Raw genomic sequence first — 26,720 nt, forward strand, 5'->3', positions numbered from 1 at the left:
GGTCAGCTCTCGCCCTGGAAGGGGCGCACCTCGATCGGCAGGGTGGTGGCCAGCGCGTACCGGCGCCCCCACGCCAGCGCGGCGTCGAGGTCGGGCGCCCGGAGGATGGTGATCCCGCCGAGGTGTTCCTTGCCCTCCACGAACGGCCCGTCGGTGACCAGCACCTCGCCGTCGGACGGCCGCAGCACGGTCGCCGTGTCGGGCGCGTGCAGCCCCTGGCCGAACACCCAGCAGCCGGACGCCTCCAGCTCCTCCCGGATGGCCCCCAGCTCGCGCATCACCCCGGCCAGGAACTCCGGGTCCGGCAGCCCGTCACCGTCGGGCTGGTGGATGCTGAGCAGGTACTGCTTCATGGCCCCTCCTCACGTCGGCGGCCGGCGGCGCCGCCGGCCTCTCATCCTCCACACGAACGGAGCGGGCCAGGATCGACAACCCGCCGGAAAATCGGTCCGCCAGCGGTCGGCGCCGGTCAGCGCGGGGTGGCCGCCAGCAGGTCGGCCACGGCGTCGACGGACTCCGGATGCGCTGCCAGCAGCGCGGTCAGGCCGGCGGGAACGGCGGTGGTGGCGGCGTCCACCTCGCGCCAGCCGCCGGCGCAACCGAGCAGCGCGGCGACGGCGTCCACGCTCTGCGGGTTGGCCGCCAGCAGGGCGGCGACCGGCCCGGACACGGCGGCGGGGACCGCCGGCGCCGGCGGCGGTGACGTCGGCCTCGACCACGGCGGCACCCAGGCGTCCAGCGCGGCCAGCGAGCCGGGGAACGTACGCCCCGCCTCCCGCACCAGCAGCGGCACCAGCTCCGCGCCGTGCTCGCGCAGCGTGGTGATCAGGGTGGGCAGCCACGGCAGCAGGACCGGGTCGGGCAACCGGGCGAACGCGGACGACATCACCTCCACGACGAACGGCGCGAGCCCCGGCACCGGCTCCAGGGCCTGCACGAAGCCGCTGAGGTACTGCGGGAAGGCGGGCACCACCAGCGGGTTGGCGAGCAGCGCGGCGCACCGCTCGCGCAACTCGGCCAGGGGCAGCAGGCCCAACTGGTGCCGGGCGGCCCAGAGCAGCGCCACCTTGGCCGGCGTCTCCGGATGGGACTGCGCGACGGCGAGTTCGAGCTGGGACCGGTCGCAGCCCAGGGAGAGCGCCAGACTCTCCATGCCGAACAGGAAGCCCAGCATGGCGCCGACCTGACGCACGCCGCTCTCCTCGTCGAGGAACGCGGTGGGCAGCAGGGTGCAGTAGTGCGCGTACCCGGTGGTCACGAACGCCTCGCACCAGGCCGGCAGCGGCCCGGTGGCGCGGTGGTGGGCCAGCAGCCGCCGGATCCGGCGCAGCACCTCGGGGGCGTCGTCGACGGTGCGTTCGGCGGCGAGCAGCTCCACCGCCCGGTTGCCTAGCTCGTCGACCAGGCGCGGGCTGTCGAGCAGCCGGATGGCGTCCTCCACGGCCTCCAGCGCGACCGAGGCCGTCGCCGCCGGGCCCCGCACGGCGCGGCGCAGGCGCTGCTCCAGCACCTGCTCGACGGTCACCCCCTCGTAGCCCAGCTCGATCAGCGCCCGCTGGCTGCGGCCGAGGGCCAGGTCCCAGCTCTCCTGGATCGAGCGCTGCCCCAGCCGGCGCTCGCCCATGATGGGCCGGACCGCGTCGCGGGGCAGCAGGTGCCGCAGCCGCCACAGCAGATCCGAGCAGGGCACCAGCTCGGGGTTGGCCCGCAGGTCCACCAGGGCCCGCTGGATCGTACGTTTCTCCAGGTCCAGCCCGAGCGGGGCGAGGCGGTCGTGGACGTCGCGGGCGAGCGGCGGAAGGGCCTCGTAGCCCACCTGGCCGACCCGGTCGCCGCCGAACAGGATCTCGCAGAGCCGGCGGACGTCCCGGCGGCCCGGGACGACGTCCTTCTCGATGCAGGTGACCGCCGCGTCGGCGAAGTCGTACGGCGTGGGACGCGCGCGGTTGCGCAGGCCGGCGAGGAGGATCGAGGTCTCGAAGACGGCGATCGCGTCGGCGGTGCTGGCCAGGTAGCCGTTGCGCCGGGCCAGCCGGACGATGTCGACGCACCAGCCGCGCAGCTCCGCCTCGTCCAGGCTCTGCGTCGCCGGCGGCTGCGCCAGGTAGCCGGAGAGCCGGTCGGCGACCCCGGCGGCGGGCACGGGCGCCGGGGTGGCGCGGCGGCGGCCACCGGTGCGGGTCCGGCCGCCCCGCTGCCCCTCCAGCCGGAACGGGCTCAGCTTGGTGCGGGCGACCGCCTTCGTCCAGGTGGCGGAGGCGATCGACACCGAGCCGGGCGCGAGGCCGAACTGCGCCTCGATGGCGGAGTGGCTGGACGGGATGAGCCCGTAGTGCCACCGGGTGCCGGTGCGCGGGCCGATCTCGAAGGGGGCGTCGGCCCGCAGCCCGAACTGCTCCACCCGGCTGGCGGCATGGAACGCGCCGCAGACGTAGAGGCAGTCGGCGGGGTCGGCCCCGGAGGCGGCGAGGTGCTGACGCATCCGGGTCCACATGTAGCGCTCGCGGTCCTCGTCGCGGTCCTGCCGGTCCGCCCCGGCCGGGCGCAGCCGCCGGAACAGGCTGCCGATCAGCACCATCACCTGCCGGTAGGTGTCGTGGTCGGCGTCGGCCAGCGGCTGCTCGACGTACTGGTCCCACCACTCCGACCAGTGCCGGACCTTGCCGTGGTGCAGCAGGTAGGCCTCCAGCTCCGCGAAGCGGGGCCGCAGGTCGCCGATCTCGACCCCGACCGCGTCGCCGTGCAGGGCAGCCTCCTCCCCCGCCGGCGCGGCGGCCTCGACGTCCCCGCCGGCCGGGGCCTCGTCGGCGGCGTCGGCGGGGCGGCGCGGCGACCACTGGAAGACGTGGTCGGTGGAGCGGTCCACCAGCACCAGCTCGACGCCCGGCGTCTCCAGCGCGTACGCGATGGCCTGGTATTCCGCGCTGGCCTCGGTGATCGGCGCGACCACGCTGAGCGGCCCCCAGTCGGCCGGGAAGCCGTCCAGCTCCGAGGCGAAGGCCTGCACGGCCACCGGGAGACTGCAGTTGCGCAGCTCGCCCAGCAGCGGCTGGAGGTCCTCGCAGAGCTCCAGGTAGATCACCTTCGGCTGCTTCGCGCGCAGCCTGCGGACCATGGCCAGCGCGGACGCCGGGGAGTGGTGGCAGACCGGGAAGATCTCCAGTTCCTCGCCGAGGGCGCGGTCGACGTCGTCGACGATGCCGGCGAGGATCTCCGCGACGGCGCCCGAGCTGCCGGCGAATGCGCCGGCGGCGGCCGTGAGCTGCTCGCGCAGCGCGCCGAAGGGCCCGGCGGTGGTGGGGGCGGTCACGACAGGGCGGCGATCGCCTGGCGGCCACCGTCGAGGAAGCCCTCCCAGCCGCCGTCCTGCTTGGCGCGCGGCTCGACCACCCCGTGCAGGTACTTGTTGAGGATCGCCAGGTCCTCGGGGCTGCGCCGGGCCAGCGAGCCGACCAGCGACCCGGCCAGCGTCGCGGCGCGCAGGGTGCGGTCGCCGAAGAACTGGCTGTGCAGGATGGCGTCCTCGAGGACGCCGATCTGTTCGGCAGTGGACAGCGCCGACTCCAGCTTCTCGTCGTCGCTGGTCGCCGAGGTGGCGGCGGCGCGCAGGTCGGCGAAGCTCTGCAACAGGATGTCGAGCAGGGTGGGCGGCACGTCCAGCGTGATCTGGTGGCGGCGCAGCAGTTCCTCGGTGCGGAAGCGGACGATCTCGGCCTCGCTGCGCTTGTTGGTCACCACGGGGATCCGGACGAAGTTGAACCGCCGCTTGAGCGCGGAGGAGAGGTCGTTCACGCCCCGGTCCCGGCTGTTCGCGGTGGCGATGATCGAGAAGCCGGGCTTGGCGAAGACGATGTTGTCGTGGTCCAGCTCCGGGATGGAGACGTACTTCTCCGACAGGATCGAGATCAGCGCGTCCTGCACGTCGCTGGTGGAGCGGGTCAGCTCCTCGAACCGGCCGACGGTGCCCTGCTCCATCGCCGTCATGATGGGCGAGGGGATCATCGACTCCCGGGACTGGCCCCGCGCGATGACCATGGAGACGTTCCACGAGTACTTGATGTGGTCCTCGGTGGTGCCGGCGGTGCCCTGGACCACCAGGGTCGAGTTGCGGCAGACGGCGGCGGACAGCAGCTCGGCCAGCCAGCTCTTGCCGGTGCCCGGGTCGCCGATCAGCAGCAGGCCCCGGTCCGACGCCAGGGTCACGATGCTGCGTTCGACGAACGTGCGGTCGCCGAACCACTTCTGCGCGATCTCCCGGTCGAGCCCGTCGGCCCGTTCCGAACCGAGGATGAACAGGCGGACCATCCGCGGGCTCAGCCGCCACGAGAACGGCTTCGGATCGGTGTCGACCGACTCCAGGAAGTCGAGTTCCTCGGCGTACTTGACCTCGGCGGGGGCACGGAGCATCTCGGACATGAGGGGTTGTTCTCCTAGGTGAGGAAGCTCTTGAGCTCGAAGACGAGTTTGCGGATGTGACCGGAGATGACCGGTGTGCCCAGGTCCTTGAAGCGTTGCCGGAACCAGGGGTTGACGCTCTGCTGGCCCGAGCTGTTGACCGAGCCGACCGGGATGAACCGCACCCCGGAGCGGTGCACCGCCTCGATGCCGTCGAACAGCGGCTGGGAGCGGTTGAACTCGTAGAAGTCCGAGATCCACACCATGACCGTGTTCTTCGGCTCGACGATCTTGGGGCGGGCCAGCGCCATCGCGACCGGGCCGTCGTTGCCGCCGCCCAGCTTGGTGCGCAGCAGCACCTCGAACGGGTCGTGCACCCACGGCGTGAGGTCGAGCGCCCGCGTGTCGTACGCGATCAGGTGCACGTCCACCTTGGGCAGGCCGGCGAAGATCGACGCGAGGATCGTGCAGTTGACCATCGAGTCGACCATCGAGCCCGACTGGTCCACCACCACGATCAGCCGGGCCGGCGTGACCCGGCGGGCCGTCTGCCGGTAGTAGAGCCGGTCGACGTAGAGGCGCTCGTCCTCCGGGCTCCAGTTGGTCAGGTTCTGCCAGATGGTGCGGTCGAGGTCGAGGTTGCGGTAGACCCGCTTCGGCGGCACGGACCGGTCGACGACGCCGACGCTGGTCTGCGCGACCTGGGTACGCAGCACCTCGGCGACCTCGTCGACGAACCGGCGGATGAGCGCCTTGGCGTTGGCCAGGGCCACCCCGGAGAGGTTGGCCTTGTCCCGCAGCAGCTGCTCGATCAGCGACATGCTGGGCGTCAGCCGGCTGGCCAGCACCGGGTCGGCCAACACCTCCCGCAGGTGCATCCGGCGGACGAGGTCGCCCTCGATGCCGGCCAGCACCCCGCCGAGACCGTCGCCGCCGCCCTGTCGGCGCAGCCCGCCGGGCTCCATCCCGAGGGCCTGCTCGAACCAGCCGGCGTCGGACTGCCACCGGGCCAACTGGCCGGCGTCGACCGCCCCGTGGCCGGTGGCGAACACGTTGAGCAGCAGCTTCGACACCAGCGCGGCGCGGCGTACCTCGGCGGCGCCGGGCGCACCCGGCGCACCCGGCGGCCCGTCGCCACCCGCCTCGACGGCAGGCGCGGTGGCAGGGTCGGCGTCCGGCGTGTCGGCCTCGCCGGACGCCGCAGTGCTGGCGACGCCGGGCGCGGGCCCGTCGGGCAGCTCGGGAGCCGACGCGGCGGCCCCGGGAGCCGGCTCGGCGGGCAGGCCGCCAGCCGGCGTGTCGGGAAGGTCGGCGGCCGCAGGGGCGTCGGGCGTCGGGGTGAGCAGGCCGCGCAGCTCGTCGGCGACGGCCGGGAAGCGCTGGACGACGGTGTCCACCGACACCGCCGGATCCAGCAGGGCGGCCGGCAGCCCGAGGTCCTCGACGACCGCCATGCTGGCCGACTCCAGGGTGGGCTGCTCGTCGGGGTCGAAGAGCCGGGCCAGCAGCCGCCAGTAGAGCACCTGGCGCCGGTTGGCGTCGGCGAGGTCCGCGGGGGTCGGGGAGTCGTTCATCGGCGCAGCAACCGTCCCGCGCGCTCGCGCAGCACCGCCACGGCGTCGCCCGCCTTGGCCTCGGCCTTGGCGATCTTCGGGTCGGTGACCCCTCCCGCCCAGTCGCCGGTGTGCGCCTCGACCGGCTGGCGTTTGACGGTGGCTTGCACCGCCAGGGGTTGCAGCGACCACCGCCCGTCGTCCCACCGGATCAGGCCGAGGCACGCGGACGAGGCGGCCACCAGCTCGGGGGTGAGCGGTCCGCAGGACGGCAGCCGGTCGACGGCGACGGCGATCGGCTGGCCGCCGATGTCGAAGGTCGTCGTGCCGTCGTCGTCACCCACGGTGTAGCCCTCCACCAGCACGGGCTCGGCGATCCCGACGGGGTGCCGCTCCAGGGGCGCCGGTGCTGCCGCGACGGCCGTCGGCAACAGGACCCGGGCGGTGGCGAACGGGTCGGCCGGCTCGCCGGGTCGCACCCGGTCGTCGTGCCAGAGCAGGTCCGCCCCGTGCAGCGGCAGACCGGTGACCGTGAGGCTGCGCCGCTCGGCCAGCGCGGCCAGCAGCACGGGATGGGCGTCCAGCAGCCGCCACAGCGCGGGCCCGACGATCGTCTCCACCTTGACCGCGCCGACCGCGCAGCGGACCAGCCGCGGCGGCCCGCCGTCTGCCGGTTCGAGGATCGCGTGCACCTGCGCCTGCACGGCGGTGTCGTGCTCGTGCACGTCGACGCCGAGCACGAGCAGCCGCCCGGAGACCTCCTCGACGGCGGACGGGACGGACGCAGCCGCCGGGTCCTGGGCGAGCAGCACGCCCCGGGCCCAGAGGTCGGCCCAGCGCCGCAGCGGCGGCTGCGCCATCGTGGCGACCGGCACGCAGGCGCGCAGCTCGGCGGCGAGCCCGTCGATCAGCACCGCCAGCCTGCGCAGGCCGGGCTCGGCGAGGGCGGCCTCGACCGGTGCCCCCGCGGCGGCCACCAGCTCGTGGTCGACGCCGCCCCACCCGGTCACCGCCACCTCGTGCAGCCAGGCGCGGGCGCCGACGCGGGCCCCGGACCCGGTGCCCGGGGCCTCGACCGGGCCGGGAGCCCAGGAGGCGCGGGCCCGGCCCAGCGCGGTGTCGAGCTGCCCGAGCAGCGCGTCGTGGGCGGCGCCGAGCAGCGCGCACCGGGCGCCGGCGAGGGCGAGCAGGTGTTCCTCGGCCACCGAGCCGGCGGTCACCTTGGCCACCGCCTCGGCGAGCCGGTCGCCGAGCGGGGTTGCGGTCAGCGCGCCGGCCAGGGCTGCCAGCGCGGCGGCGTCGGCCTCACCCACGCGGGCGAGGCCGCGCAGCAGGGCGTCGTCGAGGCCGGCGACCAGGTCGAGGGCGTCGGTCAGGCCGGTCGGGGCGCCGTCGCGCAGGACGGCGAGCTGCGTGCCGAGCATCAGCGGCCCGCCCCGGTGGCCGGGAACCAGTGCAGCTCGGGCAGCGGGACCGCGCTGCCGGGCAGCTCCAGGTAGGACAGGTGGCGCAGGAAGCGACTGAACACGACGGCGGCGGGGGTCGGCTCGTGCCGCCCGTCGAGGGCGGCCAGCAGCTCCCGGGCCGTGTCCACCCCCGCGCCGACGTCGACCCGCAGGTAGCGGGCGACCCGGTCGGCGCCGTACTGGAGCAGTGCCTCGTCGGCCAGGGCGTGCAGGTGCTTGCACGGCACGCCGCGCAGCCCGCCGCAGGGGCGGTTGTTGTTGGTGCTGCAGTGGTAGGCGTGGGTGCCGGAGGCGATCGACGAGACGTAGACCCGGTCGACGTCCGACCCGCTGGAGACCACGCCCTGCAACCGCCCGTCGGCCAGCTCCAGGTAGGGCACCTTGGCCAGCTTGCGGGGCCGCGCGGGCGGCACCACCCGCACCGTGCTGCGCCGTCGCCACGCGGTCCGTTCCGCGTCAGCCACTGTCCGACCTCCCGTCCGCCGCTCCCGGCGCCGCCCATGACCATCCGCACGCCGGAGGGGTCGCCGGCGTCGCTGTGACGACAAGGATCATGGACCACGGGTACGACAGACCCTGAGTCGGGTTTACGGACGGTGGTCGCTACGGAGGCCGCCGCGCCCCTATGCTTCGGACACCGACGCCGACGGGAGGCGGGATGTCACCGGTCATCGCGGTCCCGGGCAGTGCCGGTGCCACCCGGATTCACCACCTGTCACCGCGCGCCGCCGGACGCGTCCCCGTCGCCGGACACACCGGCGGCCAGTCGGTCGGCCGGGGCCGTCGTGGTGCCGCCGACGCGCGCGCCGGGGCGCGGTGTCGGGCCGTCGGGGCAGGCACCCGATGGTGTAGAAAAGGCGGGGTGAGCGCAGCGATGACGCGCGGCAGGACACACGGTCGCCGGACGGTCCACCGTGGCTGAGACCGAGCTGCCGCCACCGTCGGTGGACGCGGGGGCCGCCCTGGTGCGGCTGGGGGACGTACCGCTGGCCGACCTCCTCGCCGGCGCCGGCGACGGCGTGCTGGCCCACGTGCTGGCCACGCTCGTGGCCGGCGACGAGCCGGGCCGGCAGCTCGACGTGTCGGCGTTCGAGTCGAGCTTCTGACGTGTCCGCCGACGCCCCGACGTCGGCCGCCCCACCCCACCCTGACCACGCCCGTCCGCCGACCGGGCACGACCTTTCGGGCCCGGCGGCGGGGTCCTGCGGGTCCGCCCCGGTGGCCGGCGCGGCGCCGCCGGCCCGGGTCCGGCAGCTCGTGCTCAAGGTGCACAGCCGCTGCAACCTGGCGTGCGACCACTGCTACGTCTACCGCAGCGCCGACCAGCGGTGGCGGGAGCGGCCCCGGGTGATCGCGCCGGGCACCGTGGCCCAGGTCGCGCGGCGCCTCGGCGAGCACCTGGCACGGCACGGCCCCGACCGGGTACGCGTCGTGCTGCACGGCGGCGAGCCGCTGCTGGCCGGTCCGGCGACCCTCGACCGGACCGTACGCACCCTGCGGGCGGCACTGCCCCCCGGCGCGGCGCTCGACGTCGGCGTGCAGACCAACGGCGTGCTGCTGGACGAGGAGTTCCTGGCGCTGTGCCACCGCCACGACATCGACGTCGGGGTGAGCCTCGACGGCGGCCGGGCCGCCAACGACCTGCACCGCCGCTACCCCGACGGACGGGGCAGTTTCGCCGACGTGGCCGCCGCGCTGCGGCTGCTCGGCCGCCCACGGCACCGGTCTCGCTGGGCGGGACTGCTCTGCACGGTCGACCTGGCCAACGACCCGGTGGGCGTCTACGAGTCGCTGCTCGCGTTCGACCCGCCCCGCCTGGACCTGCTGCTGCCGCACGGCAACTGGAGCACTCCCCCGCCCGGGCGCCGGCCGGGCGGCACCGACACCCCGTACGGCGACTGGCTGGTGGCCGTCTTCGACCGCTGGTACGCCACGACGCCCCGCCGCACCGGGATCCGGTTGTTCGAGTCGCTGATCGCGCTGGTGCTCGGCGGCCGCAGCGGCACCCGGGCGGTGGGCTTCGCCGAGCCGGACGTCATGACGATCGAGACCGACGGCACCATCGAGGGCACCGACACCCTGAAGACGACCGACGACGCGTCGATGCGTACCGGCCTCGACGTCTTCCGTCACTCCTTCGACGAGGCGCTGCGGCACCCGTCGCTGGCGGGCCGGCCGACCGGTCCGGCCGCCCTGGCCGCCGTCTGCCGGGCCTGCCCGGTGCTGAGCGCCTGCGGTGGCGGCCTGTACGCGCACCGCTTCCGCGCCGGCGCCGGATTCGCGCACCCGTCGGTCTACTGCCCCGACCTCTACCGCCTGATCGAGCACGTACGACGGGTGGTGGCCGCGGACGTCGACGCCCTGCGCCGCCGCGCCCTGGCCGCTCCGCCCGACGCCGCCCCGGCCCGGCGGCCTGCCCTGGGGCGGTGAGCCGGTGGTGCTCTCCCCCGCCCAGCTCGCCGGCCTCGCCGCGGGGCACGGCGACGACGCCACGCTCGAGGTGCTGCGCGCCGGTCAGCTCGGGCGGCGGCGGCTGCTGACCGTCGCCGCCGCCCGCGCGGGTGGGACCGGTTCGCCGGCCGCGCAGTGCCTCGCCCTGCTCACCCTCGCCGAGCGGGCGGATCCGGCGGCCGTCGCCCACGTCCTGGCCCACCCGCCGGTCACCGGCTGGGCCACGGACGCCCTGCACGGACGCCCCGACGCGGCCTACCTGGCCGGGCTGGCGGGGGCCGCCGCCCTGCGCGCGGGCCTTGCCTTCACGCTCGCCGTGCCCTGCCCGCAGGGTGCGCTGCTGCTGCCCACGGTGGGCGGCGCGGTCGGGCTCGGCGCCGGCACCGCGCTCGTCCGCGGCACGGGACGGCGCTACGACCCCCGGTCGGCCGGCGACGGGCGACCGCCGCCGGGGTTGTTGGTGCGCGGGCCGGTTGGTGCCGTGCACGCCACCGACGGGTCGGGCGACGGGCACGCCCCGGCACGCGGGTGGCTGCCGAGCCGCCGGCTCACCCCGGGCCCCGACGCGCCCCCGACCGAGGTGCTCGTCGACGACCAGGATCCGCACCGGAGCCGCTACCACCGGCCGCCGACGCTCCGCCTGGACGACGCTACGGCGGAGCGGCTCGACCGGCTGACCGGGCAGGCGTGGCACTGGCTGACCGAACGGCTGCCTGCGCACGCCCGGGGGCTGGCCACGCTGCTGCGTACGCTGGTGCCGCTCACGCCGCCGCCGTCCGGGCACCCGGTCAGCGCCACCAGCCGGGCCGCACTGGGTGCGATCGCGCTCTCCGTGCCGGCCGACCCGCAGACGCTCGCGCTGCTGCTGGTGCACGAGTTGCAGCACACCAAGCTGGGCGCGCTGCTGGATCTGCTGCCGCTGCACTCGCCGGGCGGCCCGGCCCGCTACCGGGCGCCGTGGCGGTCAGACCCCCGCCCCGTCGGCGCGCTGTTGCAGGGCGCGTACGCCCACCTCGGGGTGGCCGAGGTGTGGCGCTGCCGACGACACGAGGACGTCCGCTGCGCGTTCGAGTACGCGTACTGGCGGGTGCAGACCGCGCGGGCCGTCGCGCAGCTCGCCGGCAGCGCGGAGCTGACCGACGACGGGCGGGCCTTCGTGGCGGGGATGGCCGGCACCCTGCGCGGCTGGCAGCCCACCGGCGACGCGCGGGTCGAGGCGGCGGCGCGCGACGTCGCGGACGGCGGGGCGGTGCGCTGGGCGCTGGCCAACCTGGTCCCCGACGACGACGGCGTGGCGGAGGTGGCGTACGCGTGGCGGCGGGGTCGGCGCCCGCCGCCGATCGCCGCACCCGCCGTCGTGCCCGGCCCGGCCCGGCCCGCGTCGACCGGCGACACCGGCGCGGAGGCGGCGGTGCGGCGGCGGCTGCTGGCGACGACGGAGCACAGCGGTACGGGCAGCAGCGAGGCGGACGCGACGGGGCGGGTGGACCACGCCGACCGGGCGTACGCGGCGGGGGACGCCGGCGGCGCCCTGGCGGGATACCGCCGCCGGCTCGCCGGGGACCCCGGGGACGCCGACGCGCTGGTCGGCGTCGCGCTGGCCGCCGGGCGGCTGGGGCGTACCGCCGCCGCGCGGGTGCTGACCACCCGCCCCGACCTGGTCCGGGCGCTGTGCCGGCGGCTGCCCGGCGCCGACCCGCTGGCGGTCGCGACCTGGCTGGCCGACGGCCCCGACTAGCGCGCCGCCGGCCGGGCCCGGCGCAGGGCGGGCGCTCGGACCAGCCCGGGCGCTCAGAGCAGGGCGGGCGCTCAGAGCAGGGCGGGCTCGATGTAGCCGTTGAACCGGTCGCGCTGGCGGGCCTGGACCACCCGCGGGTTGTCGCCACCGAACAGCTGCACCAGCTGGCCGAACGCGTCGTCGTAGAGGGCGCGGCCGGCGTCGGCCTCGCTCTCCGTGGCGATCCTGCTGACCGCGAGGTTGAGCGCCGCCGAGACGCTGTCCGGGTGCTCGGCGCCGAGGGCCCGGATCAGCTCGACGTACGCGGTGGTGTCCAGCAGCAGGGCGGCGTCGCGCTCGCCGAGCGCGAACAGGTCGTTGGCGAGGTTGAGCGTGGCGAGCAGGGTGTGCGGGTGCCGCTCGCCGAGGCTGGCGAGAAGCTGGTCGCGGACCCGCTGGGCGAGGTCGAGCGCCTGGGGGTGTTCGCCGCCCTTGCGCAGGAACACGCCGAGGTTGTTGAGGCAGGCCAGGGTGATGGCGTGGTCGGCGCCGAGGACCTCGGTGTACGCGTCGCGCAGCCGCCGCGCCATCCGCAGCGCGGTCGGGTTGTCGCCCACCGCCGACCAGGTGGTCGCCAGCGCCATCTCGCAGGAGAGGGTGTCGGCGTGCTCGCCGCCGAGGGTGCGCTGGTAGCGCACCACCGTGCGCTCCAGCACCCGGTGCGCGTCGGCGAAGCGGCCGAGCTGGCGCAGGGTCAGCGCCAGCTCCTTGGCGGTACGCAGGGTCTCCGGGTGGTCGGGGCCGATGATCTTCTGCTGGTTGGCGGAGGTGCGTTGCAGGACGCTGTGCGAGCGCCACAGCTCCCCGGTGTCGCGCAGCCCCCGGCCGTAGTTGCTGGCGGAGGCGAGGGTGGACGGGTCCTCGTCGCCGAAGCGTTCCCGGCGCCGCTCGTAGATGTGCTGGTCGAGCTGGGCCGCCTCCCGGAAGTGGCCGACGAGCCGCAGCGAGACGGCGAGGTTGTTCTCGGCGGTCAGCGTACGGCCGCTGTCTTCGCCGAAGCTGCGGACGCTCAGCTCCAGGGTGCGCCGGTCGCGCTGCTCGGCGTCGTGGTAGCGGCCCTGGGCGCGCAGGTCGGCCCCGAGGCTGCGGGCCGTCATCAGGGTGTAGAGGTGGTGCTCACCGAAGATCCGCCGCTGCCGCTCGTAGACGTCCTGGTCGATCTCGAAGGCCCGGTCGAAGAGGCTCTGCGCGCGCAGCACGTTGGCCAGGTGGAACCGCATCCGCAGCTTGGTGGGGTCGTCGTCGTCGGTGTCGCGCCAGCGGTCCAACGCGTCCTCGGCCAGCGAGCGCGCAGACTCGTAGTCCCCGCGCCGGTAGAGGTAACGCACCGTGTCGGCGACGAGCTGGCGGGCCTCCTCGGCCGTCGACTCGTGCAGCGCCGAGGGACGTACGTGCGGCCACAGCTCGGCGTAGCGCGGCCAGTTGGCCGGCTTGTCCGGATCGCGGGGGCTGGCGGCGGCGAGCAGCGACTGGGCCTCGCGGCGGGTCTCGGCGGGGTCGTCGAGCTGGTCCTTGATGACGAGCTGCACCAGCCGGTGGATGCGCACGGTGTTGTTCTCCGCGTCGACCTGGGCGAGGCCGTAGCGGCCCAGTTCGGCGGTGACCAGCCCCTGCAGGATCGGGTCGGTGAGGGTGGGGTCGAACGGGGCCATGAAGACGGCGAACCGCTCGCCGGTGAGCATCGCGACCGGGATCGGCTCCGGCGCGTAGTACGAGCACAGCTCCAGCAGGCGCGCGGCGGCGGGCTTCTCCTGCCGCAGCTGGCGCAGGGTCACCAGCCAGGTCGCGGCGAGCGTCTTGGAGTATCCGGCCGACTGCCGGCCCTCCAGGATGCGCAGCAGGCCGGGGGTGTCCAGCGAGGCGAGGTACTGCTGCACCGGCAGCGCCGTGGCCCGCAGGTAGGCCGCGCCCTGTTCCACCGCCAGCGGCAGGTCGCCGAGCTTCTCCGCGACCTGGGTCGCCTCCTCCTCGGTGAGGCCGCGGACGCGGTCGCGCAGCAGCTGGACGCTCTCCAGCCGGTCGAAGACGGTCAGCTCGGTGGCGCCCGCGTACTCGCTCCAGGTCTGGTCGCGCGTGGTGAGCAGGACGTGCCCGGGGCCCTGCGGCAGCAGCGCCCGGGTGGCCCGTGACGGCTCGTCGGCGTTGTCCATGATGATCAGCCAGCGCCGGCCGGGGCCGCCCCGGCGCAGCGCGTCGAGCACCCGCCGGACCGCCTCGCCACCGCCGCCCGCGCCGAGCCCCATCGCCTCGGCGAGGTCGGCCAGCCCGCCCCGGATCCGTTCCTCGCTGTCGGCGGGGATCCACCAGACCACGTCGTAGTCGCGGGCGAAGCGGAGCGCGTACTCGGCGGCGAGCTGGGTCTTGCCGACCCCGCCGAGGCCGTGGACCACCTGCACGCCGGAGGCGGGCGAGGCGGTCAGCCGGTCGCGCAGCGCCTCCAGCTGCGCCGCCCGGCCGACGAAGGTGGTGCCGTGCTGGCGCACGTTCCACACCGCCGGGAACGTGCCGGGGAACCGGCCGACCGCCCGCCCGGTCACCGTGTGCGCGGGTGCGCCCACCTCCTCGAGCAGCAGGGTCCGGGCGGTGCCGGCGTCGACGTCGCTGAGGTCGACCGGGGTGCGGTCGGTGTAGGGCAGGGCGAGGCGGGACTCGTCGACCCGCAGCGGCACCAGCACGCCGGTGCCGGCGACCTGGTCCCGGCTGGCGGCGGCCTTCCACGCCTCTCCCGCCAGCGGCGTGGCCGCGAAGTGCCGGGTCAGCACGACCAGCACCCGGCTGGCGGCGGCGAGCGCCCGGTCGAACTCGGTGCGGCCACCCGCGCGGACCGGCACGTCGGCCGCGCGGCGGTCCACCCGCAGCCCGGCCTCCTCGAGCTGGTCGCTGATCCACTCCGCCCAGAGCCGGTCCATCGAGGCGTAGCCGACCAGCACGGTCTGCTCGGCGGTGAGCCGGGACCGCTCGAACGCGGTCAGCGAGCGGCGCCGTTCCTCCTCCGGCATCGGCTCCAGCCGGGTGACCCGGCCACCGGTCACCACCGAGGCGAGCTGCTCGTACGCCGCCAGCAGGGTGCCCGCCTGCTCCGGACGGTCGCCGAACGCGGCGAGGATCTCCTCGTAGGCGTAGAACGCGCGGTAGGGCACCTCGATGGTGTTCCAGTAGCGGGCCCGCGCGGCGTCGGAGAGGTGGTCGAGGAACGACGCGAACTCGGCCCGGACCAGGTCCCGGCCGGTCTCCAGCTTACGCAGTTCGGCGTCCTCCACCCGGGTCGGCACGGGCACCAGCAGCGGCGGGTCGTCCGGGCGCTGGGCGCGGATCGAGCGGGCCACGGCCGACGCGCCCCGGATGCTCTGCGTCGACATGGTGAAGCAGTTGACGACGGTGTCGGGCAGTTGCACGGTGCAGATGCCGGCGACGTCGCTCAGGCCCGTACGGCTGTCGATCAGCACGATGTCGTACTCGGCGCGCATCTGCGCGCGGACCGCGTCGAAGAAGGCCGCCCCGCCCTGGCGTTCGTAGAAGTTCGACCAGTCGAAGGTGCTCACCAACCGCGAGTACGCCGAGTCCTGCTGGCCGGCCGCCACGAAGTCGATCACGCCGCCGTGCGGGAAGTCCCAGTTCAGCGAGACCGCCCGCCGCTGGATCTTGGCGTGCCCGGCGAGCAGTTCCTGCGGGTCGTCGCCGGGATTGCGCTGCATCGTAGCCATCGAGTAATCCCAGATCATCTCGATGACCCCGGGGGTGGCGCGCAACTCGGAGTCGCGCAGGAACGGATGGAAGTAGCGGTGCAGGCCGGGCGACTCCAGGTCCCAGTCCACCACGAGCACCTGGAGCCCCTGGCTGGCCAGGATCCAGGCCACGTTGGCCAGCGCCATCGTGCGTCCCGTGCCGCCCTTGTACGAGTAGAACGTGACGATCTGCCCGCGTGCCGCGTCGTTCACCACCATCGGCTGCCCGCCTCCATCAGGGACCTTCGAGGATCGGGCGGCGCACCGGGCCGTCCGACGGCGGCTCCTGGTAGACCGTGCCCGTACGGTAGATGCGGCTCTGGGCCACGACCAGCGCGTCCTCCAGCTCGGCGTGGAAGCGGCCGGCGGTGGCGATCTCCGGTCGCCACATCGCGGGATCGTTGCGCACCACGTGGTGCGACAGGACGCGCGCCAGGGTCTCCCACAGCCGCTGGTTGCCGTCGGCCGCCGCGTCGTCGGCGGCCGTCCAGGGCACCAGCACCGGCGTGGTGGTGTCGGGGTCGCGGTCGTAGCCGACGAGGCTCAGCTCGTAGCGCGGCAGGCCGGCCGACCAGACGTCCACGACGAGCACGACGATCTGGTTGTGCGCCCGGGCCCACTCCCGCACCTCGGCGAGGTCGACGGCGTCCTCGACCGTCCAGCCGTAGCTCTTGGTGGTGGCGACCGCCCCGGCGTAGCTGCCGATCGGCGCCTCCAGCTCGGGGCGGTACGGCCGCCAGTCCCGGGCCAGCGCGCCGTAGCGCTCCTCCGCCCCGCTGCGGGTGCCGGCCAGCTCCGCCGCGCTGCCGGCGGCCAGGACGAACCAGACGTGCCGGGCGCTTGTCGAGCGGGGCGACCGGGCGGCGGACGACCCGGGCGCCGGCCGCCGGCGGGTGGTCTCGAAGGCGCTGGTGACCTGGGCGAGCACCGGCCGTCGGGCGGGCCGGAGCAGGCGGTGGTCGCGGTCGGTCTGCACGATGTGCTTGGCCAGCGCGTCGACGAAGTCCTGGTATTCGTCGTGGTGCCGGCGGCGCTGCTTGAGGGTGAGCAGCCCGTCCTGGGCGTACACGGCGCCGGCCGGGAAGTTCTTGTGCTGGAAGCCGGTCAGCGCCTCGGGCACGCGGTCGCAGGGGATCCAGCGGATCGGCAGCACGGCGGGGGGACGGCGACGGAACTCCCGCTCGTGCGCGTCGACCCGGTCGGCGAAGACCCGGAACTCGCGCCCGCAGTAGTCACTGACCACGTAGCGGGGGGAGGTCAGCGCCACCAGGCAGGAACTGGTGGCGAGGGCGTCGGCCAGCTCCTGCGACCAGGTCGCGCCGAGCGGCAGCTGCCCGTCGACGAATCCCGCCTGGTCCCAGCCCACGCCGGCCAGCCGGGCCACCGCCTCGCTGAGATCGCCGAAGAACTCCTGCACCTGGCCGTTGCGGTTGTCCTCATGGGCGTAGCTCAGGAAGAAGAGTGGCACGCCCGCCTCCGCTCACGGGTTCCACGATCGTACGGAAAGTATATGTCCGTCGATGCCAGGGTAGCGTCGTGCGGATCTTCGCACCGACCCGTGGAGAGTCGTATCCCCGACGCTTCCGCGACGGCGTCGGCGACACGCCGACCCATCATGGGTCGCTTAAATAAGGGGTGACTGATATAAAGGGTTCCGTGCACGCCTTCGACGTACTCGGTGACCCGGTGCGGCGCCGCATCCTCGAACTGCTCACCGACGGCGAGACGACCGCCGGCGGGCTGTGCGACGTGATCCGGCGGGAGTTCGGGATCTCCCAGCCGGCCGTCTCCCAGCACCTGAAGGTGCTGCGGGACAACGGCTTCGCCACCGTGCGGGCGGAGGGGACCCGACGTCTCTACGCGGTCGATCCCCGGCCGCTGCGGGAGGTCGACCGCTGGCTCGACAACTTCCGCCGGTTCTGGACGCCGCCCCTGCACGCCCTCGCCACCGAGCTGGCCCGAGGCAAGCGCGAACGGCGGCTGCGCGAGCAGCCGCCCACGACAGACGACACGACCGACCACGGGAGAGACCGATGATCGACGCGACCGAGCAGATCAACGCCGTACGCCGCCAGCTCGGCCGGCGGGTGCTGGAGGCCGGCGAGGCCCGGGTGATGACCATCAGCCAGACGTACGACGCGCCGCTGGAGGACCTCTGGGACGCCTGCACCAACGCGGAACGGATCCCCCGCTGGTTCATGCCGATCTCCGGTGACCTGCGGCTGGACGGCCGCTACCAGCTGGAGGGCAACGCCGGCGGCACGATCGAGCGCTGCGACCCGCCGAAGGCCTTCGCCGCCACCTGGGAGTTCGGCGGCGAGGTGAGCTGGATCGAGGTGCGGCTGACGCCGGTCGGGGACGACCGGACGCGGTTCGAGCTGGAGCACGTCGCGCACGTCGACCAGGAGCGCTGGGACCAGTTCGGCCCGGGCGCGGTCGGCGTCGGCTGGGACCTGGCGCTGCTCGGCCTGGCGTCGTACCTGGCCGCCGACGGCAGCGGGGTCACGCCGGAGGAGGGCGAGGCCTGGTCGGTGTCCGAGCAGGGCCGGCGGTTCGTCACGGCGAGCAGCGAGCGGTGGGGCGAGGCGAGCGTCGCCGACGGCACCGACGCCGAGGCCGCCTGGGGCGCCGCGGAGCGCACCACGGCCTTCTACACCGGGGCGCCGCCGGCCTGACCGCCCCGCCCGGCGCGGCGACCGCCCGTGCACCCGACCGCCCGGCGCGGCGGCACCGCCCGCCCCGCGCACCCGACCGCGCGGCGCGGCGGCACCGACGCCCGCGCCGGCGGCCGGCCGGAAAAGCGCGCGCGTTCCGTCGGACCCCTCGGGCAGACTCGCCGCCATGTCGCCGCGATCCGTCACCGAGCTCGTCGCCGCCGTCAACGCCGGCGAGAAGATCCGCTACCTGCACTTCTGGGGTCACCGACCGCAGCGTGACGGCAGCGTCGGGCCCGGCTGCCTGAGCCAGTGGTGGCCGGCCCCGTTCACCGACGGCGAGCGGACGTACGCCACCGCCGAGCACTGGATGATGTGGCACAAGGCGATGCTGTTCGGCGACGCGGCGGTCGCCGACCGGATCCTGGCGGCCGGGCACCCCCAACGCGCCAAGTCGCTCGGCCGCGAGGTGCGGGGCTTCGACCAGGCGACCTGGGAGGCCCGGCGCTTCGACATCGTGGTGGCGGGCAGCGTCGCCAAGTTCGACCAGCACGACGACCTGCGGGCGTACCTGCTCGGCACCGGCGAACGGGTGCTCGTGGAGGCCAGCCCGCTCGACCGCGTCTGGGGCATCGGCCTGGCCGCCGACAACCCGCGCGCGGACGATCCGGCGCGCTGGCAGGGCGCGAACCTGCTCGGCTTCGCCCTCATGGCGGCCCGGGACGCACTTCGCGCGGGCCGCCCGTGACCGCCGGGAGCCGCCGCCGCACGCCCCGGGCGGCAGGTCGCGGCGGCCACCGGTGCGCCGGGTAACGTGCTGCGGCATGACCGCCGTGGCGTACTCCCACTGCTCCTTCTGCGGCGCCGCCTATCCGCCGGCGGCCGGTTGGCCGCGGGTCTGCGCGGCCTGCGGCGGGACGGTCTGGCGCAACCCGCTGCCCGTCGCGGTGGCGGTGCTGCCGGTCCGCACGGCCCGGGGCCTCGGGGTGGTGGCCGTCCGCCGCGACATCGAGCCCGCCCGCGGCCAGCTCGCGCTGCCGGGTGGCTTCATCGAGTACGGCGAGGAGTGGCAGGAGGCGCTGGTCCGGGAGTTGTGGGAGGAGACCGGCCTGCGTGCCGACGCCGCCGACGCCCGGCTCCTCGCGGTGCACGGCGCCCCGGCCGGCGGCACGATCATGGTCTTCGGCGAGCTGCCCGAGCGGCGGGCCGAGGCGCTGCCGCCGTCGGCGCCGACCGAGGAGGCCACCGAGTGGCTGGTGCTCACCGAGCCGACGGAGCTGGCCTTCTCCACCCACACCCGGGTGCTCGCCGAATTCCTCGCCCGGCGCGCGGGCTGAGCCCCGCTCAGTCGGCCAGGTACCGGGCGGGCACCGCGTCGGTGAGCCAGACGCCGTTGGCGCTGCGATAGAAGGCGTGCCCGTCGCGGGCCATCGCCGCCGCGTCCACGGTCAGCACCACCAGCTCGCCCGGCCGGCGGGCACCGACCCGTCGGGCGGTCGCCAGGTCCGGCGACAGGTGGACGTGGTGCCGGCCGGCCCGGTGCAGGCCGCTGGCCCGGATCGAGTCGAGCGCGACGCGGCTGGTGCCGTGGTAGAGCCGCGCCGGCGGCGGGCTGGGCGCCAGCTCCAGGTCGACCGGGATCGAGTGCCCCTGGTTGGCCCGGATCCGCTCGACGCCGTCGGCACCGCGTTCCACGGCGAAACGCTGCTTGTCGTTGCCGGCCACCACGGCGTCCAGGTCGGCGCGGTCGATCCCGAGCGCGGCGAGCAGGTCGTCGACCGACACCCAGCCGCCCCGGTCGGGCGCGAGGCCGAACCGGGCGGGCTCGTGCCGCAACGCCAGGGACATCCGCTTGCTCAGCCGCACCATCGCCCGATGATCCATTGGCGGAGTCTCCCCCGCCGGGCACCGCCGGCGCCATCGGATTCGGCCGGACCCGGCCACCGCATCGGCGCCGGGCCGGCCAGCCCTGGCCGGCAGCCGATATCCTCGGCCGGGTGAACGCGGCCCGGCAGAACGAGCGCAGGCTGATCGCCTCCAACAAGAAGGCGCGGCACGACTACTCGATCCTCAAGACCTACGAGGCGGGCATCGTGCTGGCCGGCACCGAGGTCAAGTCGCTGCGCGAGGGTCGGGCGTCGCTGGTCGACGCCTTCGCCCAGGAGCGTGACGGCGAGCTGATGCTCTACGGGCTGCACATCGCCGAGTACGGCTTCGGCAGCTGGACCAACCACGCGCCCCGGCGCACCCGCAAGCTGCTGCTGCGCCGGGTGGAGATCGCCCGGATCCTGGAACGGACCCGCGAGGGCGGCCTGACCCTGGTGCCCCTGTCGATGTACTTCTCGGGCGGCTGGGCGAAGGTCGAGCTGGCCCTGGCCAAGGGCAGGAAGTCGTACGACAAGCGGCAGGCGCTCGCCGAACGCGACGCCGAGCGGGAGATCGCCCGGGAACTGGGCCGCCACCTCAAGGGCCGCACCGCGCGACGGGGCTGACCGCTCCCGTCGCCTCCCCCGCACGCCGGCCACGGACCGACCGACGCGTCGGCCGTCTCCGTCACCCGCCGGTGGCGCCGGTCCGGCCCGTCGTCGTTCGCCGCGTGCCACCGCCGTCACGGTGGGTCGACGCGGCACGCCGGACGGTCGTTGACGCGCCGTCCGCATCGTGGTGTGCTCACTCGGCCACGGTAATGAAAACCGTAGTCATTACCAGTGAACCGGAGGAGAAGCATGTCTCTCACCGTCCCGCCCGCCCTGCTCGACGCCGCCGAGCGCGGCCCCGTCGACGACGCCGAGTTCGTCGCCTGCGTCCGCGACTCGCTGCCGTACGCCTGGCAGACCGTCAGCCGGGTGGCCGCCGAACTCGCGTCCACCGGCGCGGACCACGCCGACAACGTCGTCCCGCCGCCCACCGAGGCCGAACGCGGCCAGTTGCTGCGGGCGCTCGCCAGCGACGCCATCCGCGCCGGCCTGGAGCGGCACTTCCACGTCAAGCTCGCCTTCCAGAACTGCCACCGGGTCGCCGCGTTCCGCCCGGTGGCGGTCGACTCCGACGCGTACCGGCGGTTCGTCTCCGCCCGGGGCCAGCTGCTCAACCAGTCCCCCGAGCTGCGCAACTGCTGACCCGACGGATGCGGCCGGCGGGCGGGACGGGGCGTCGAGGGCCCGCCCCGCCCGCCGGCCGTCAGCCGGGGACGGCGGGCGGAGGCGCGGACGACCCGGCAGGCCCGGGCGACGGCGGCGCGGACGGTTCGGCGGGCTCCCCTGCCGGCACCCGGCCCAGGCAGCGCGGGTCCGCCCGCCCCACCGGTTGCCGGGGGATCATCCAGTCCAGCGCCGTCTCCTCCACGTGCCAGCCGTACACGTCCACGCGGGTGACCGGGATCCGCCCCGGGTCGGGGCAGAGAAGCTGCCCGCGTACCTGGTCGTTGGGCAGGAAGCGCACCTCGCCCCGCCCGTCGAGCACGATCGTCATCCGGTCGGTCACCGTGACCGCCTGGCCGCGTACCACCTCCCGCACCGGGCCCGCCTCCGGGCCGACCTCGACGGCGACCGCGGGCAGCAGCGGCACCCGCAGGAAGACCACCCCCGTCACCAGCGGCAGCACCGCCGCCACCGCGTAGGCGAGGCTGTGGGTCAGCGCCGGGGCGACCGGGCGCGGCACCGGGCCGGTGAGCACCACGGCTCCCAGCGGGGGCACGACCAGCAGCAGGGCCGTGGCCAGTTCGCCGTCGCTGATCGCGGCCGGCACGGCGGGCGCCAGCCAGGCGTAGCTCGCGGTCGCCGCCACGACCGGCAGCACCAGGGTGGCGACCAGGAGCAGGCGGGGTCGGTCCGGGTAGCGGAGCCGGGTCCGCAGCGCCAGCAGCCAGAGGGCGAGCATCATCAGCAGCGGCAGGAACCGCAACTGCCAGGTGAGCGCCGCCAGCGCGGTCGCCGCCACCAGCACCCAACCGGGGGTACGCACGGTGCCGTAGGCGAGCAGCGAGCGATCCGGGTCGAACCGGTCAGGCGCGCTGACCTGGAGCAGCCGGCCGAGGACGGTCAGCACCAGCACCACCAGCGGGAACGCCCACACCAGCGCGATCAGCAGGGCGCTGAGCAGCCCGAGCGGGCTGACGTACTGCACCAGCAGCAGCATCGTCGGCATGTCCTGCCGGCTGAGCCGCCAGAGCCGCAGCACCAGCAGCAGCACCGGGAACGCGGGCAGCAGCGTCAGCAGCCACTGCTGCGCCTGTTGCGCCTGCTTGGTGCCCGGGCGACGGTCGGCGCGCCCGATCGCGGCCGACTCGGAGACGGCAGGGCCCATCTCTCCCACGGCCACTGCCGCACCTCCACCTTCTCCTCGGGCTCCGGCTGCCGGCCGACCGCCACCTGCTGCAGGTTGCTGTACTGCTGCTCCGAGGCCAGGTACCGGTCGAACGCCGCCTTCCACCGGTAGCCGTCGGGCCCCTCCGCCGACTGCTGCAGGGAGAGGTTGACCAGGTCCCGCATCGCCGGATTGGGGCCGGTGTTCACGCCCCACTTCTCCGCCGCCTCCTCGCCGATGTCCCAGTGCTGCAACTCCTGGCGCCCTCGCAGCTTCACCGCCGGCGGCAGCTCGCCCGGCGGGCGGGGGCCCACGAAGCCGGCCAGGATCGCCGCGTCGGTGGTGACCGCGTCGACATCACCGTCGTAGAGCGCCTGGATGCACTCGCTGATCCGGTTGCGGCCGATCGGGCTCGCGCCCGCGTCCCGCAGGCGCCGCTCCGAGGTGGACGTGCCCAGCGTGCAGACCTTCGCCCGGTCGAGGTCGCGCAGGCTGGCGACCTTGCGGCTGTCGGACGCGAGCGTCACCACCGACTGCTCCGTCTCCAGGTAGGGGAAGGAGAAGACCACGCCCTGCCCCTGGCGCTGCTCGGTGATGCTGTAGGAGGCGACCACCAAATCGACGGTGACGAAGCTGCCGCTGGCGTCGCGCGCCTGCCGGCGGGCCCGGTCCTCGCTCTCGATCGCCAGCAGCGTCACCTCCGGGGCGTCGAACCCCAGGTCCTCGGCGATCATGTACGCGATCTCGATGTCGAAGCCCTCGAACGCGCCGTTCTCCAGCTTCTGCGCCACGCCCGGTTGGTCGTCCTTGACCCCGATGACCAGCCTGTCCCGGTTGGTCAGCCCCGCCCGCTCGCGCAGCTCGTCCCAGGTGGGCGGGCCGGTCGCCACGATCACCCGTACCGTGGCCGCCACGATCACCACCAGCAGGAGCAGCAGGGCCGCCAGGCGCACCTGCCGGGACCTCGACCGGCGCGCGGTGGCGGCCTCCACGGATTCCGGCGCCGGTGGGTTGCCGCTGCCCTCGTCGTCCTGACCCAACTCGGCCCTCCCGGTCGCCGTCCCCCGCCCGAGCCCTCCATTGTGGTCCATCCCACCAGGTCACGACAGCATCCGGACAGTCGGTCGTGTCGCGGCTGCGCCAGCCGCGGACACGAGGAAAATGGGCTCTTCCGGGCCGCATCCGCGACGAGCTGCCCGCCCTTCTCCTCGCATCTGCCGGCCGCTAGGCTGGGCCGGTGACGACGTTCCGCATCGGGGAGGCCGCCGAACTGCTCGGCGTCAGCGCCGACACCGTGCGCCGGTGGGTCGACGCCGGGCGGCTGGCCGCCGGCCGCGACGAGCACGGGCACCGTGTCATCGACGGGGTCGAGCTGGCCGCGTTCGCCCGGGGGCAGGCCGCCGAGCCGGACGACCGGTCGGACGCCTCCTCGGCCCGCAACCGGCTGCGCGGCATCGTGGTCAACGTCGTCAAGGACACGGTGATGGCGCAGGTCGACATCCAGGCCGGGCCGTTCCGGATCGTCTCGCTGATGAGCCGGGAGGCGGTCGACGAGCTGGACCTGCGCGTCGGCTCGCTGGCCGTCGCGGTGATCAAGTCGACCACGGTGGTGGTGGAACGCGCCTCCCCGTCCGGGGCCTCCCGGGGGAGGCAGGGGTCGTGAGAGCGGCGGGGCGCTCGCGGACGGTCGCGGTGGTGGCGGCGGTGATCACCGCCCTGGTGGCCCTGGCCGGGTGCGGCGCGGGCACCACCGCCGGTGGCGGGTCGACGGACGGCACGGTGACCGTGTTCGCCGCGGCCTCGCTGACCGAGTCGTTCACCCGGATCGGCCGGGACTTCGAGGCGGCCCACCCGGGCACGACCGTGGTCCTCAACTTCGCCGGCAGCGCCGCGCTGGCCGCCCAGATCAACCAGGGCGCCCCGGCCGACGTGTTCGCCTCGGCGGCGACGCGCAACATGACCACCGTCGCCGAGGCCGGCAACGCCGACGGCGATCCGGTGGTCTTCGTCCGCAACCAGCTCGTCGTCGCCGTGCCGAGGGGCAACCCGCAGGGCGTCGCCGGGCTGGCCGACCTGGCCCGGCCGGGCGTGAAGGTGGCGCTCTGCGCGGAGCAGGTGCCCTGTGGGGTGGCGGCGCGGACGGCGCTCGACGCCGCCTCGGTCGCGCTCACCCCGGTCACCCTGGAGCAGGACGTGCGGGGCGCGCTGTCCAAGGTGCGGCTCGGCGAGGTCGACGCGGCCATCGTCTACCGCACGGACGCCCTGGCCGCCACGGCCGACGTGACGGCCGTCGAGTTCCCTGAGTCCGCCCGCGCCGTCAACGACTACCCGATCGTCGCGCTGCGGGACGCGCCCAACCCCGACGGCGCGCGGGCCTTCGTCGCGTACGTCCGCTCGGAGCGGGGGCGCGCGGTGCTCACCGGGGCCGGGTTCCAGGCCCCGTGACGCGTACCCACGGCGGGCGCCTGCGCCGGCGGGGCCCCGGGGTACCCGTCGCGCTGCTGCTGCCGGCCGTGCTGGGCCTGGTCTTCCTCGTCCTGCCGCTGGTCGGGCTGGTGGCCCGTACGCCGTGGGCCGACCTGCCGCAGCGGCTCGCCGCGCCGGGCGTGCTCACCGCGCTGCGGCTGTCCCTGCTGTCCGCCACGCTGGCCACGCTGCTCTGCCTGCTGCTCGGGGTGCCGCTGGCCTGGCTGCTGGCCCGCGTCGAGTTTCCCGGCCGGCGCCTGGTGCGCGCCCTCGTCACCGTGCCGCTGGTGCTGCCACCCGTCGTCGGCGGGGTGGCGCTGCTGCTGGTCTTCGGCCGGCGTGGCCTGCTCGGCGGCTGGCTCGACGCGACCTTCGGGATCACCCTGCCGTTCACCACCGCCGGCGTGGTGCTGGCGGAGGCGTTCGTGGCGATGCCGTTCCTGGTGATCGCCGTGGAGGGGGCGCTGCGCGGCGCCGACGGCCGGTACGAGGAGGCGGCGGCGACCCTCGGGGCGGGCCGCTGGACGACGTTCACCCACGTCACCCTGCCCCTGGTGGCGCCCGGCCTGGCGGCCGGGGCGGTGCTGTGCTGGGCCCGGGCGCTCGGCGAGTTCGGCGCCACCATCACCTTCGCCGGCAACTATCCGGGGCGTACGCAGACCATGCCGCTGGCCGTCTACCTGGCGCTGGAGACGGACGTGCAGGCCGCCGTGGTGCTCAGCCTCGTGCTGCTCACGGTCTCGGTGGCCATCCTCGCCGGGCTGCGCGACCGCTGGATCACCAGCCCGTGAGCGCGCCCCTGCTCGACGCGCACCTCGTGGTGCAGCGGGACGCCTTCCGCCTCGACGTGCCGCTGCGCGTCGCCGCCGGCGAGGTGGTCGCGCTGCTCGGCCCCAACGGGGCGGGCAAGACCACCGCGCTGCGCGCGCTCGCCGGCCTGCTCCCGCTGACCGCCGGGCACCTCACCCTCGACGGCGTCGACCTGGACCGGCCGCAGCGCCGCGCCTGGACGCCGACCGAACGCCGGCCGATCGGCGTGGTCTTCCAGGACTACCTGCTCTTCCCGCACCTGAGCGCGCTGGAGAACGTGGCGTTCGGGCCCCGGCGGCACGGCGCCGACCGGCGTACCGCCCGCCGGACCGCCCACGACTGGCTCGCGCGGGTCGGCCTGGCCGAGCACGCCGACCGCCGTCCCCGGCAGCTCTCCGGCGGGCAGGCGCAGCGGGTCGCGCTGGCCCGCGCGCTCGCCGTCGAGCCGGCGCTGCTGCTGCTGGACGAGCCGCTCGCCGCGCTCGACGCCCGCACCCGGCTGGACACCCGGGCCGAGCTGCACCGGCACCTCGCCGCGCACCCGGGTGCCACCCTGCTGGTCACCCACGATCCGCTGGACGCGTTGGTGCTGGCCGACCGGCTCGTGGTCGTCGAGGAGGGCCGGGTGGTGCAGGAGGGGGACGCCGCCACCGTCACGGCGCGGCCACGCACCGACTACGTGGCCCGGCTCGTCGGGCTGAACCTGCACCGGGGCCACGCCGACGGGCACCGGGTCCGGGTCGCCGACGGGCTGACCCTCACCGTCGCCGACCGGCTCGACGGGGAGGTCTTCGTCGCCTTCCGGCCCTCGGCGGTGGCCCTGCACCCGTCGCGCCCCGAGGGCAGCCCGCGCAACACCTGGGCGGCGACGGTGGCCGGCGTGCAGCGGCACGGCGACGACCTGCGGGTGCAGCTCGACGGGCCGATCGGGGTGTCGGCGGACGTCACGCCGTCCGCCGCCGCGCAGCTGCGGCTGGCCCCCGGCCAGCCGGTCTGGGCCGCGGTGAAGGCGGCGCAGACCCACGCGTACCCCGCCGGCTGACGCCCTGCGGCCCCAGGGCCGGCGGCACGCGCGAGCGCTGCCCTCGGCGGCGTCGGGGCGCGGTCGACGGCGGCAC

At 75.1% G+C, this 26,720-nt stretch carries 23 protein-coding genes and 2 pseudogenes; 13 read left to right on the top strand and 12 right to left on the bottom strand.

Features of this window, described 5'->3' with window-relative positions; translation table 11 throughout:
- Positions 1 to 2: 2 nt before the first annotated feature.
- From OG989_RS25240 to OG989_RS25270, 7 genes and pseudogenes are all read right to left on the bottom strand, one after another.
- Positions 3 to 353 (bottom strand): YciI family protein, encoded by a 351-nt coding sequence (locus OG989_RS25240; RefSeq protein ID WP_151452929.1) that lies wholly within the window; start codon positions 351 to 353, stop codon positions 3 to 5.
- 116 nt (positions 354 to 469) lie between these two features.
- On the bottom strand, positions 470 to 3,310 hold the full coding sequence (locus OG989_RS25245; RefSeq protein WP_327028690.1) for a hypothetical protein: 2,841 nt from the start codon (positions 3,308 to 3,310) through the stop codon (positions 470 to 472).
- On the bottom strand, positions 3,307 to 4,416 hold the full coding sequence (locus tag OG989_RS25250) for an ATP-binding protein (RefSeq protein WP_151452931.1): 1,110 nt from the start codon (positions 4,414 to 4,416) through the stop codon (positions 3,307 to 3,309). Before OG989_RS25250 ends, OG989_RS25245 begins: the two co-directional genes overlap by 4 nt.
- Before the next feature lie 14 nt (positions 4,417 to 4,430).
- Positions 4,431 to 5,501 (bottom strand): annotated as a pseudogene (locus OG989_RS25255) (vWA domain-containing protein); the annotation flags it as partial.
- A gap of 132 nt (positions 5,502 to 5,633) precedes the next feature.
- A pseudogene (locus tag OG989_RS25260) lies at positions 5,634 to 5,969 on the bottom strand (hypothetical protein); the annotation flags it as partial.
- Positions 5,966 to 7,372 (bottom strand): hypothetical protein, encoded by a 1,407-nt coding sequence (locus tag OG989_RS25265; protein WP_327028691.1) that lies wholly within the window; start codon positions 7,370 to 7,372, stop codon positions 5,966 to 5,968. The pseudogene OG989_RS25260 and the gene OG989_RS25265, both read right to left, overlap by 4 nt.
- A complete protein-coding gene (locus OG989_RS25270; protein WP_327028692.1) occupies positions 7,372 to 7,878 on the bottom strand; it encodes a hypothetical protein in 507 nt (168 codons plus the stop codon). The genes OG989_RS25265 and OG989_RS25270 overlap by 1 nt, the downstream gene beginning before the upstream one ends.
- Before the next feature lie 450 nt (positions 7,879 to 8,328).
- On the opposite strand from OG989_RS25270, the gene fxsA reads away from it, so the two are divergent.
- The 3 genes from fxsA to OG989_RS25285 all read left to right on the top strand — a co-directional run bounded on the left by fxsA (position 8,329) and on the right by OG989_RS25285 (position 11,603).
- On the top strand, positions 8,329 to 8,520 hold the full coding sequence (gene fxsA / locus OG989_RS25275; RefSeq protein ID WP_132234860.1) for an FxSxx-COOH cyclophane-containing RiPP peptide: 192 nt from the start codon (positions 8,329 to 8,331) through the stop codon (positions 8,518 to 8,520).
- Between the two features lie 112 nt (positions 8,521 to 8,632).
- Positions 8,633 to 9,844 carry an FxsB family cyclophane-forming radical SAM/SPASM peptide maturase gene (locus OG989_RS25280; protein WP_327028693.1) on the top strand — a complete coding sequence of 404 codons (1,212 nt, stop codon included), beginning with the start codon at positions 8,633 to 8,635 and terminating at the stop codon, positions 9,842 to 9,844.
- Positions 9,845 to 9,848: 4 nt separating this feature from the next.
- Positions 9,849 to 11,603, top strand: coding sequence for an aKG-HExxH-type peptide beta-hydroxylase (locus tag OG989_RS25285; RefSeq protein ID WP_327028694.1), 1,755 nt, complete (start codon positions 9,849 to 9,851; stop codon positions 11,601 to 11,603).
- 71 nt (positions 11,604 to 11,674) lie between these two features.
- On the opposite strand, the gene fxsT is transcribed toward OG989_RS25285, so the two are convergent.
- On the bottom strand, positions 11,675 to 15,586 hold the full coding sequence (gene fxsT / locus OG989_RS25290) for an FxSxx-COOH system tetratricopeptide repeat protein (RefSeq protein WP_327028695.1): 3,912 nt from the start codon (positions 15,584 to 15,586) through the stop codon (positions 11,675 to 11,677).
- A 16-nt stretch (positions 15,587 to 15,602) separates the two neighbouring features.
- Positions 15,603 to 16,835, bottom strand: coding sequence for a TIR-like protein FxsC (locus tag OG989_RS25295; RefSeq protein ID WP_327028696.1), 1,233 nt, complete (start codon positions 16,833 to 16,835; stop codon positions 15,603 to 15,605).
- Between the two features lie 188 nt (positions 16,836 to 17,023).
- Between OG989_RS25295 and OG989_RS25300 the strand changes: the two genes are divergently transcribed.
- The 4 genes from OG989_RS25300 (at position 17,024) to OG989_RS25315 (ending at position 19,358) form a co-directional block, all read left to right on the top strand.
- Positions 17,024 to 17,404, top strand: a complete 381-nt coding sequence (locus tag OG989_RS25300; protein ID WP_132234872.1) for an ArsR/SmtB family transcription factor — start codon at positions 17,024 to 17,026, stop codon at positions 17,402 to 17,404.
- The gene (locus OG989_RS25305) at positions 17,401 to 18,042 is read left to right on the top strand and encodes an SRPBCC family protein (RefSeq protein ID WP_327028697.1); all 642 of its coding nucleotides are present in this window, start codon (positions 17,401 to 17,403) and stop codon (positions 18,040 to 18,042) included. Before OG989_RS25300 ends, OG989_RS25305 begins: the two co-directional genes overlap by 4 nt.
- Before the next feature lie 166 nt (positions 18,043 to 18,208).
- Complete coding sequence (locus tag OG989_RS25310) at positions 18,209 to 18,769, top strand: NADAR family protein (RefSeq protein WP_327028698.1); 561 nt, start codon at positions 18,209 to 18,211, stop codon at positions 18,767 to 18,769.
- 76 nt (positions 18,770 to 18,845) lie between these two features.
- Positions 18,846 to 19,358, top strand: coding sequence for an NUDIX domain-containing protein (locus OG989_RS25315; RefSeq protein WP_151452941.1), 513 nt, complete (start codon positions 18,846 to 18,848; stop codon positions 19,356 to 19,358).
- A gap of 7 nt (positions 19,359 to 19,365) precedes the next feature.
- Here OG989_RS25315 and OG989_RS25320 read toward each other — a convergent pair whose 3' ends face one another.
- Positions 19,366 to 19,905, bottom strand: coding sequence for an RNA 2'-phosphotransferase (locus OG989_RS25320; RefSeq protein WP_151452942.1), 540 nt, complete (start codon positions 19,903 to 19,905; stop codon positions 19,366 to 19,368).
- Positions 19,906 to 20,018: 113 nt separating this feature from the next.
- Here OG989_RS25320 and smpB point away from each other — a divergent pair, with 113 nt between their 5' ends.
- Positions 20,019 to 20,513: an SsrA-binding protein SmpB gene (smpB, locus tag OG989_RS25325; protein WP_132234882.1), complete on the top strand. Its 495-nt coding sequence runs from the start codon at positions 20,019 to 20,021 to the stop codon at positions 20,511 to 20,513.
- A gap of 234 nt (positions 20,514 to 20,747) precedes the next feature.
- Positions 20,748 to 21,140 carry an SCO5389 family protein gene (locus tag OG989_RS25330; RefSeq protein ID WP_327028699.1) on the top strand — a complete coding sequence of 131 codons (393 nt, stop codon included), beginning with the start codon at positions 20,748 to 20,750 and terminating at the stop codon, positions 21,138 to 21,140.
- 61 nt (positions 21,141 to 21,201) lie between these two features.
- On the opposite strand, the gene OG989_RS25335 is transcribed toward OG989_RS25330, so the two are convergent.
- Together OG989_RS25335 and OG989_RS25340 are read right to left on the bottom strand one after the other, a co-directional pair.
- Complete coding sequence (locus OG989_RS25335; RefSeq protein ID WP_327028700.1) at positions 21,202 to 22,341, bottom strand: hypothetical protein; 1,140 nt, start codon at positions 22,339 to 22,341, stop codon at positions 21,202 to 21,204.
- A complete protein-coding gene (locus OG989_RS25340) occupies positions 22,233 to 23,366 on the bottom strand; it encodes a transporter substrate-binding domain-containing protein (protein WP_327028701.1) in 1,134 nt (377 codons plus the stop codon). The genes OG989_RS25335 and OG989_RS25340 overlap by 109 nt, the downstream gene beginning before the upstream one ends.
- Positions 23,367 to 23,563: 197 nt before the next feature.
- Here OG989_RS25340 and OG989_RS25345 point away from each other — a divergent pair, with 197 nt between their 5' ends.
- The 4 genes from OG989_RS25345 to OG989_RS25360 are packed head-to-tail and all read left to right on the top strand — an operon-like array spanning position 23,564 to position 26,644.
- A complete protein-coding gene (locus OG989_RS25345) occupies positions 23,564 to 23,989 on the top strand; it encodes a TOBE domain-containing protein (protein ID WP_132234886.1) in 426 nt (141 codons plus the stop codon).
- Positions 23,986 to 24,771, top strand: a complete 786-nt coding sequence (gene modA / locus OG989_RS25350; protein WP_327028702.1) for a molybdate ABC transporter substrate-binding protein — start codon at positions 23,986 to 23,988, stop codon at positions 24,769 to 24,771. The genes OG989_RS25345 and modA overlap by 4 nt, the downstream gene beginning before the upstream one ends.
- On the top strand, positions 24,768 to 25,583 hold the full coding sequence (locus OG989_RS25355; RefSeq protein WP_151452947.1) for an ABC transporter permease: 816 nt from the start codon (positions 24,768 to 24,770) through the stop codon (positions 25,581 to 25,583). The genes modA and OG989_RS25355 overlap by 4 nt, the downstream gene beginning before the upstream one ends.
- Entirely contained in the window at positions 25,580 to 26,644 is a 1,065-nt protein-coding gene (locus OG989_RS25360; protein WP_327028703.1) for an ABC transporter ATP-binding protein, read from the top strand. Before OG989_RS25355 ends, OG989_RS25360 begins: the two co-directional genes overlap by 4 nt.
- Positions 26,645 to 26,720 lie beyond the last annotated feature (76 nt).

Origin of the sequence: Micromonospora sp. NBC_01740, from assembly GCF_035920365.1 — a bacterium.
Taxonomy (GTDB): Bacteria; Actinomycetota; Actinomycetes; order Mycobacteriales; family Micromonosporaceae; genus Micromonospora; species Micromonospora reichwaldensis.

What these genes read in the sequence shown, in the direction of transcription:
- OG989_RS25240 (WP_151452929.1), bottom strand. Translation starts at nt 353, where the DNA reads ATGAAGCAGTACCTGCTCAGCATCCACCAGCCCGACGGTGACGGGCTG.
- OG989_RS25250 (WP_151452931.1), bottom strand. Translation starts at nt 4,416, where the DNA reads ATGTCCGAGATGCTCCGTGCCCCCGCCGAGGTCAAGTACGCCGAGGAA.
- OG989_RS25265 (WP_327028691.1), bottom strand. Translation starts at nt 7,372, where the DNA reads ATGCTCGGCACGCAGCTCGCCGTCCTGCGCGACGGCGCCCCGACCGGC.
- fxsT (WP_327028695.1), bottom strand. Translation starts at nt 15,586, where the DNA reads ATGGTGGTGAACGACGCGGCACGCGGGCAGATCGTCACGTTCTACTCG.
- OG989_RS25305 (WP_327028697.1), top strand. Translation starts at nt 17,401, where the DNA reads ATGATCGACGCGACCGAGCAGATCAACGCCGTACGCCGCCAGCTCGGC.
- OG989_RS25310 (WP_327028698.1), top strand. Translation starts at nt 18,209, where the DNA reads ATGTCGCCGCGATCCGTCACCGAGCTCGTCGCCGCCGTCAACGCCGGC.
- OG989_RS25315 (WP_151452941.1), top strand. Translation starts at nt 18,846, where the DNA reads ATGACCGCCGTGGCGTACTCCCACTGCTCCTTCTGCGGCGCCGCCTAT.
- OG989_RS25320 (WP_151452942.1), bottom strand. Translation starts at nt 19,905, where the DNA reads ATGGATCATCGGGCGATGGTGCGGCTGAGCAAGCGGATGTCCCTGGCG.
- OG989_RS25330 (WP_327028699.1), top strand. Translation starts at nt 20,748, where the DNA reads ATGTCTCTCACCGTCCCGCCCGCCCTGCTCGACGCCGCCGAGCGCGGC.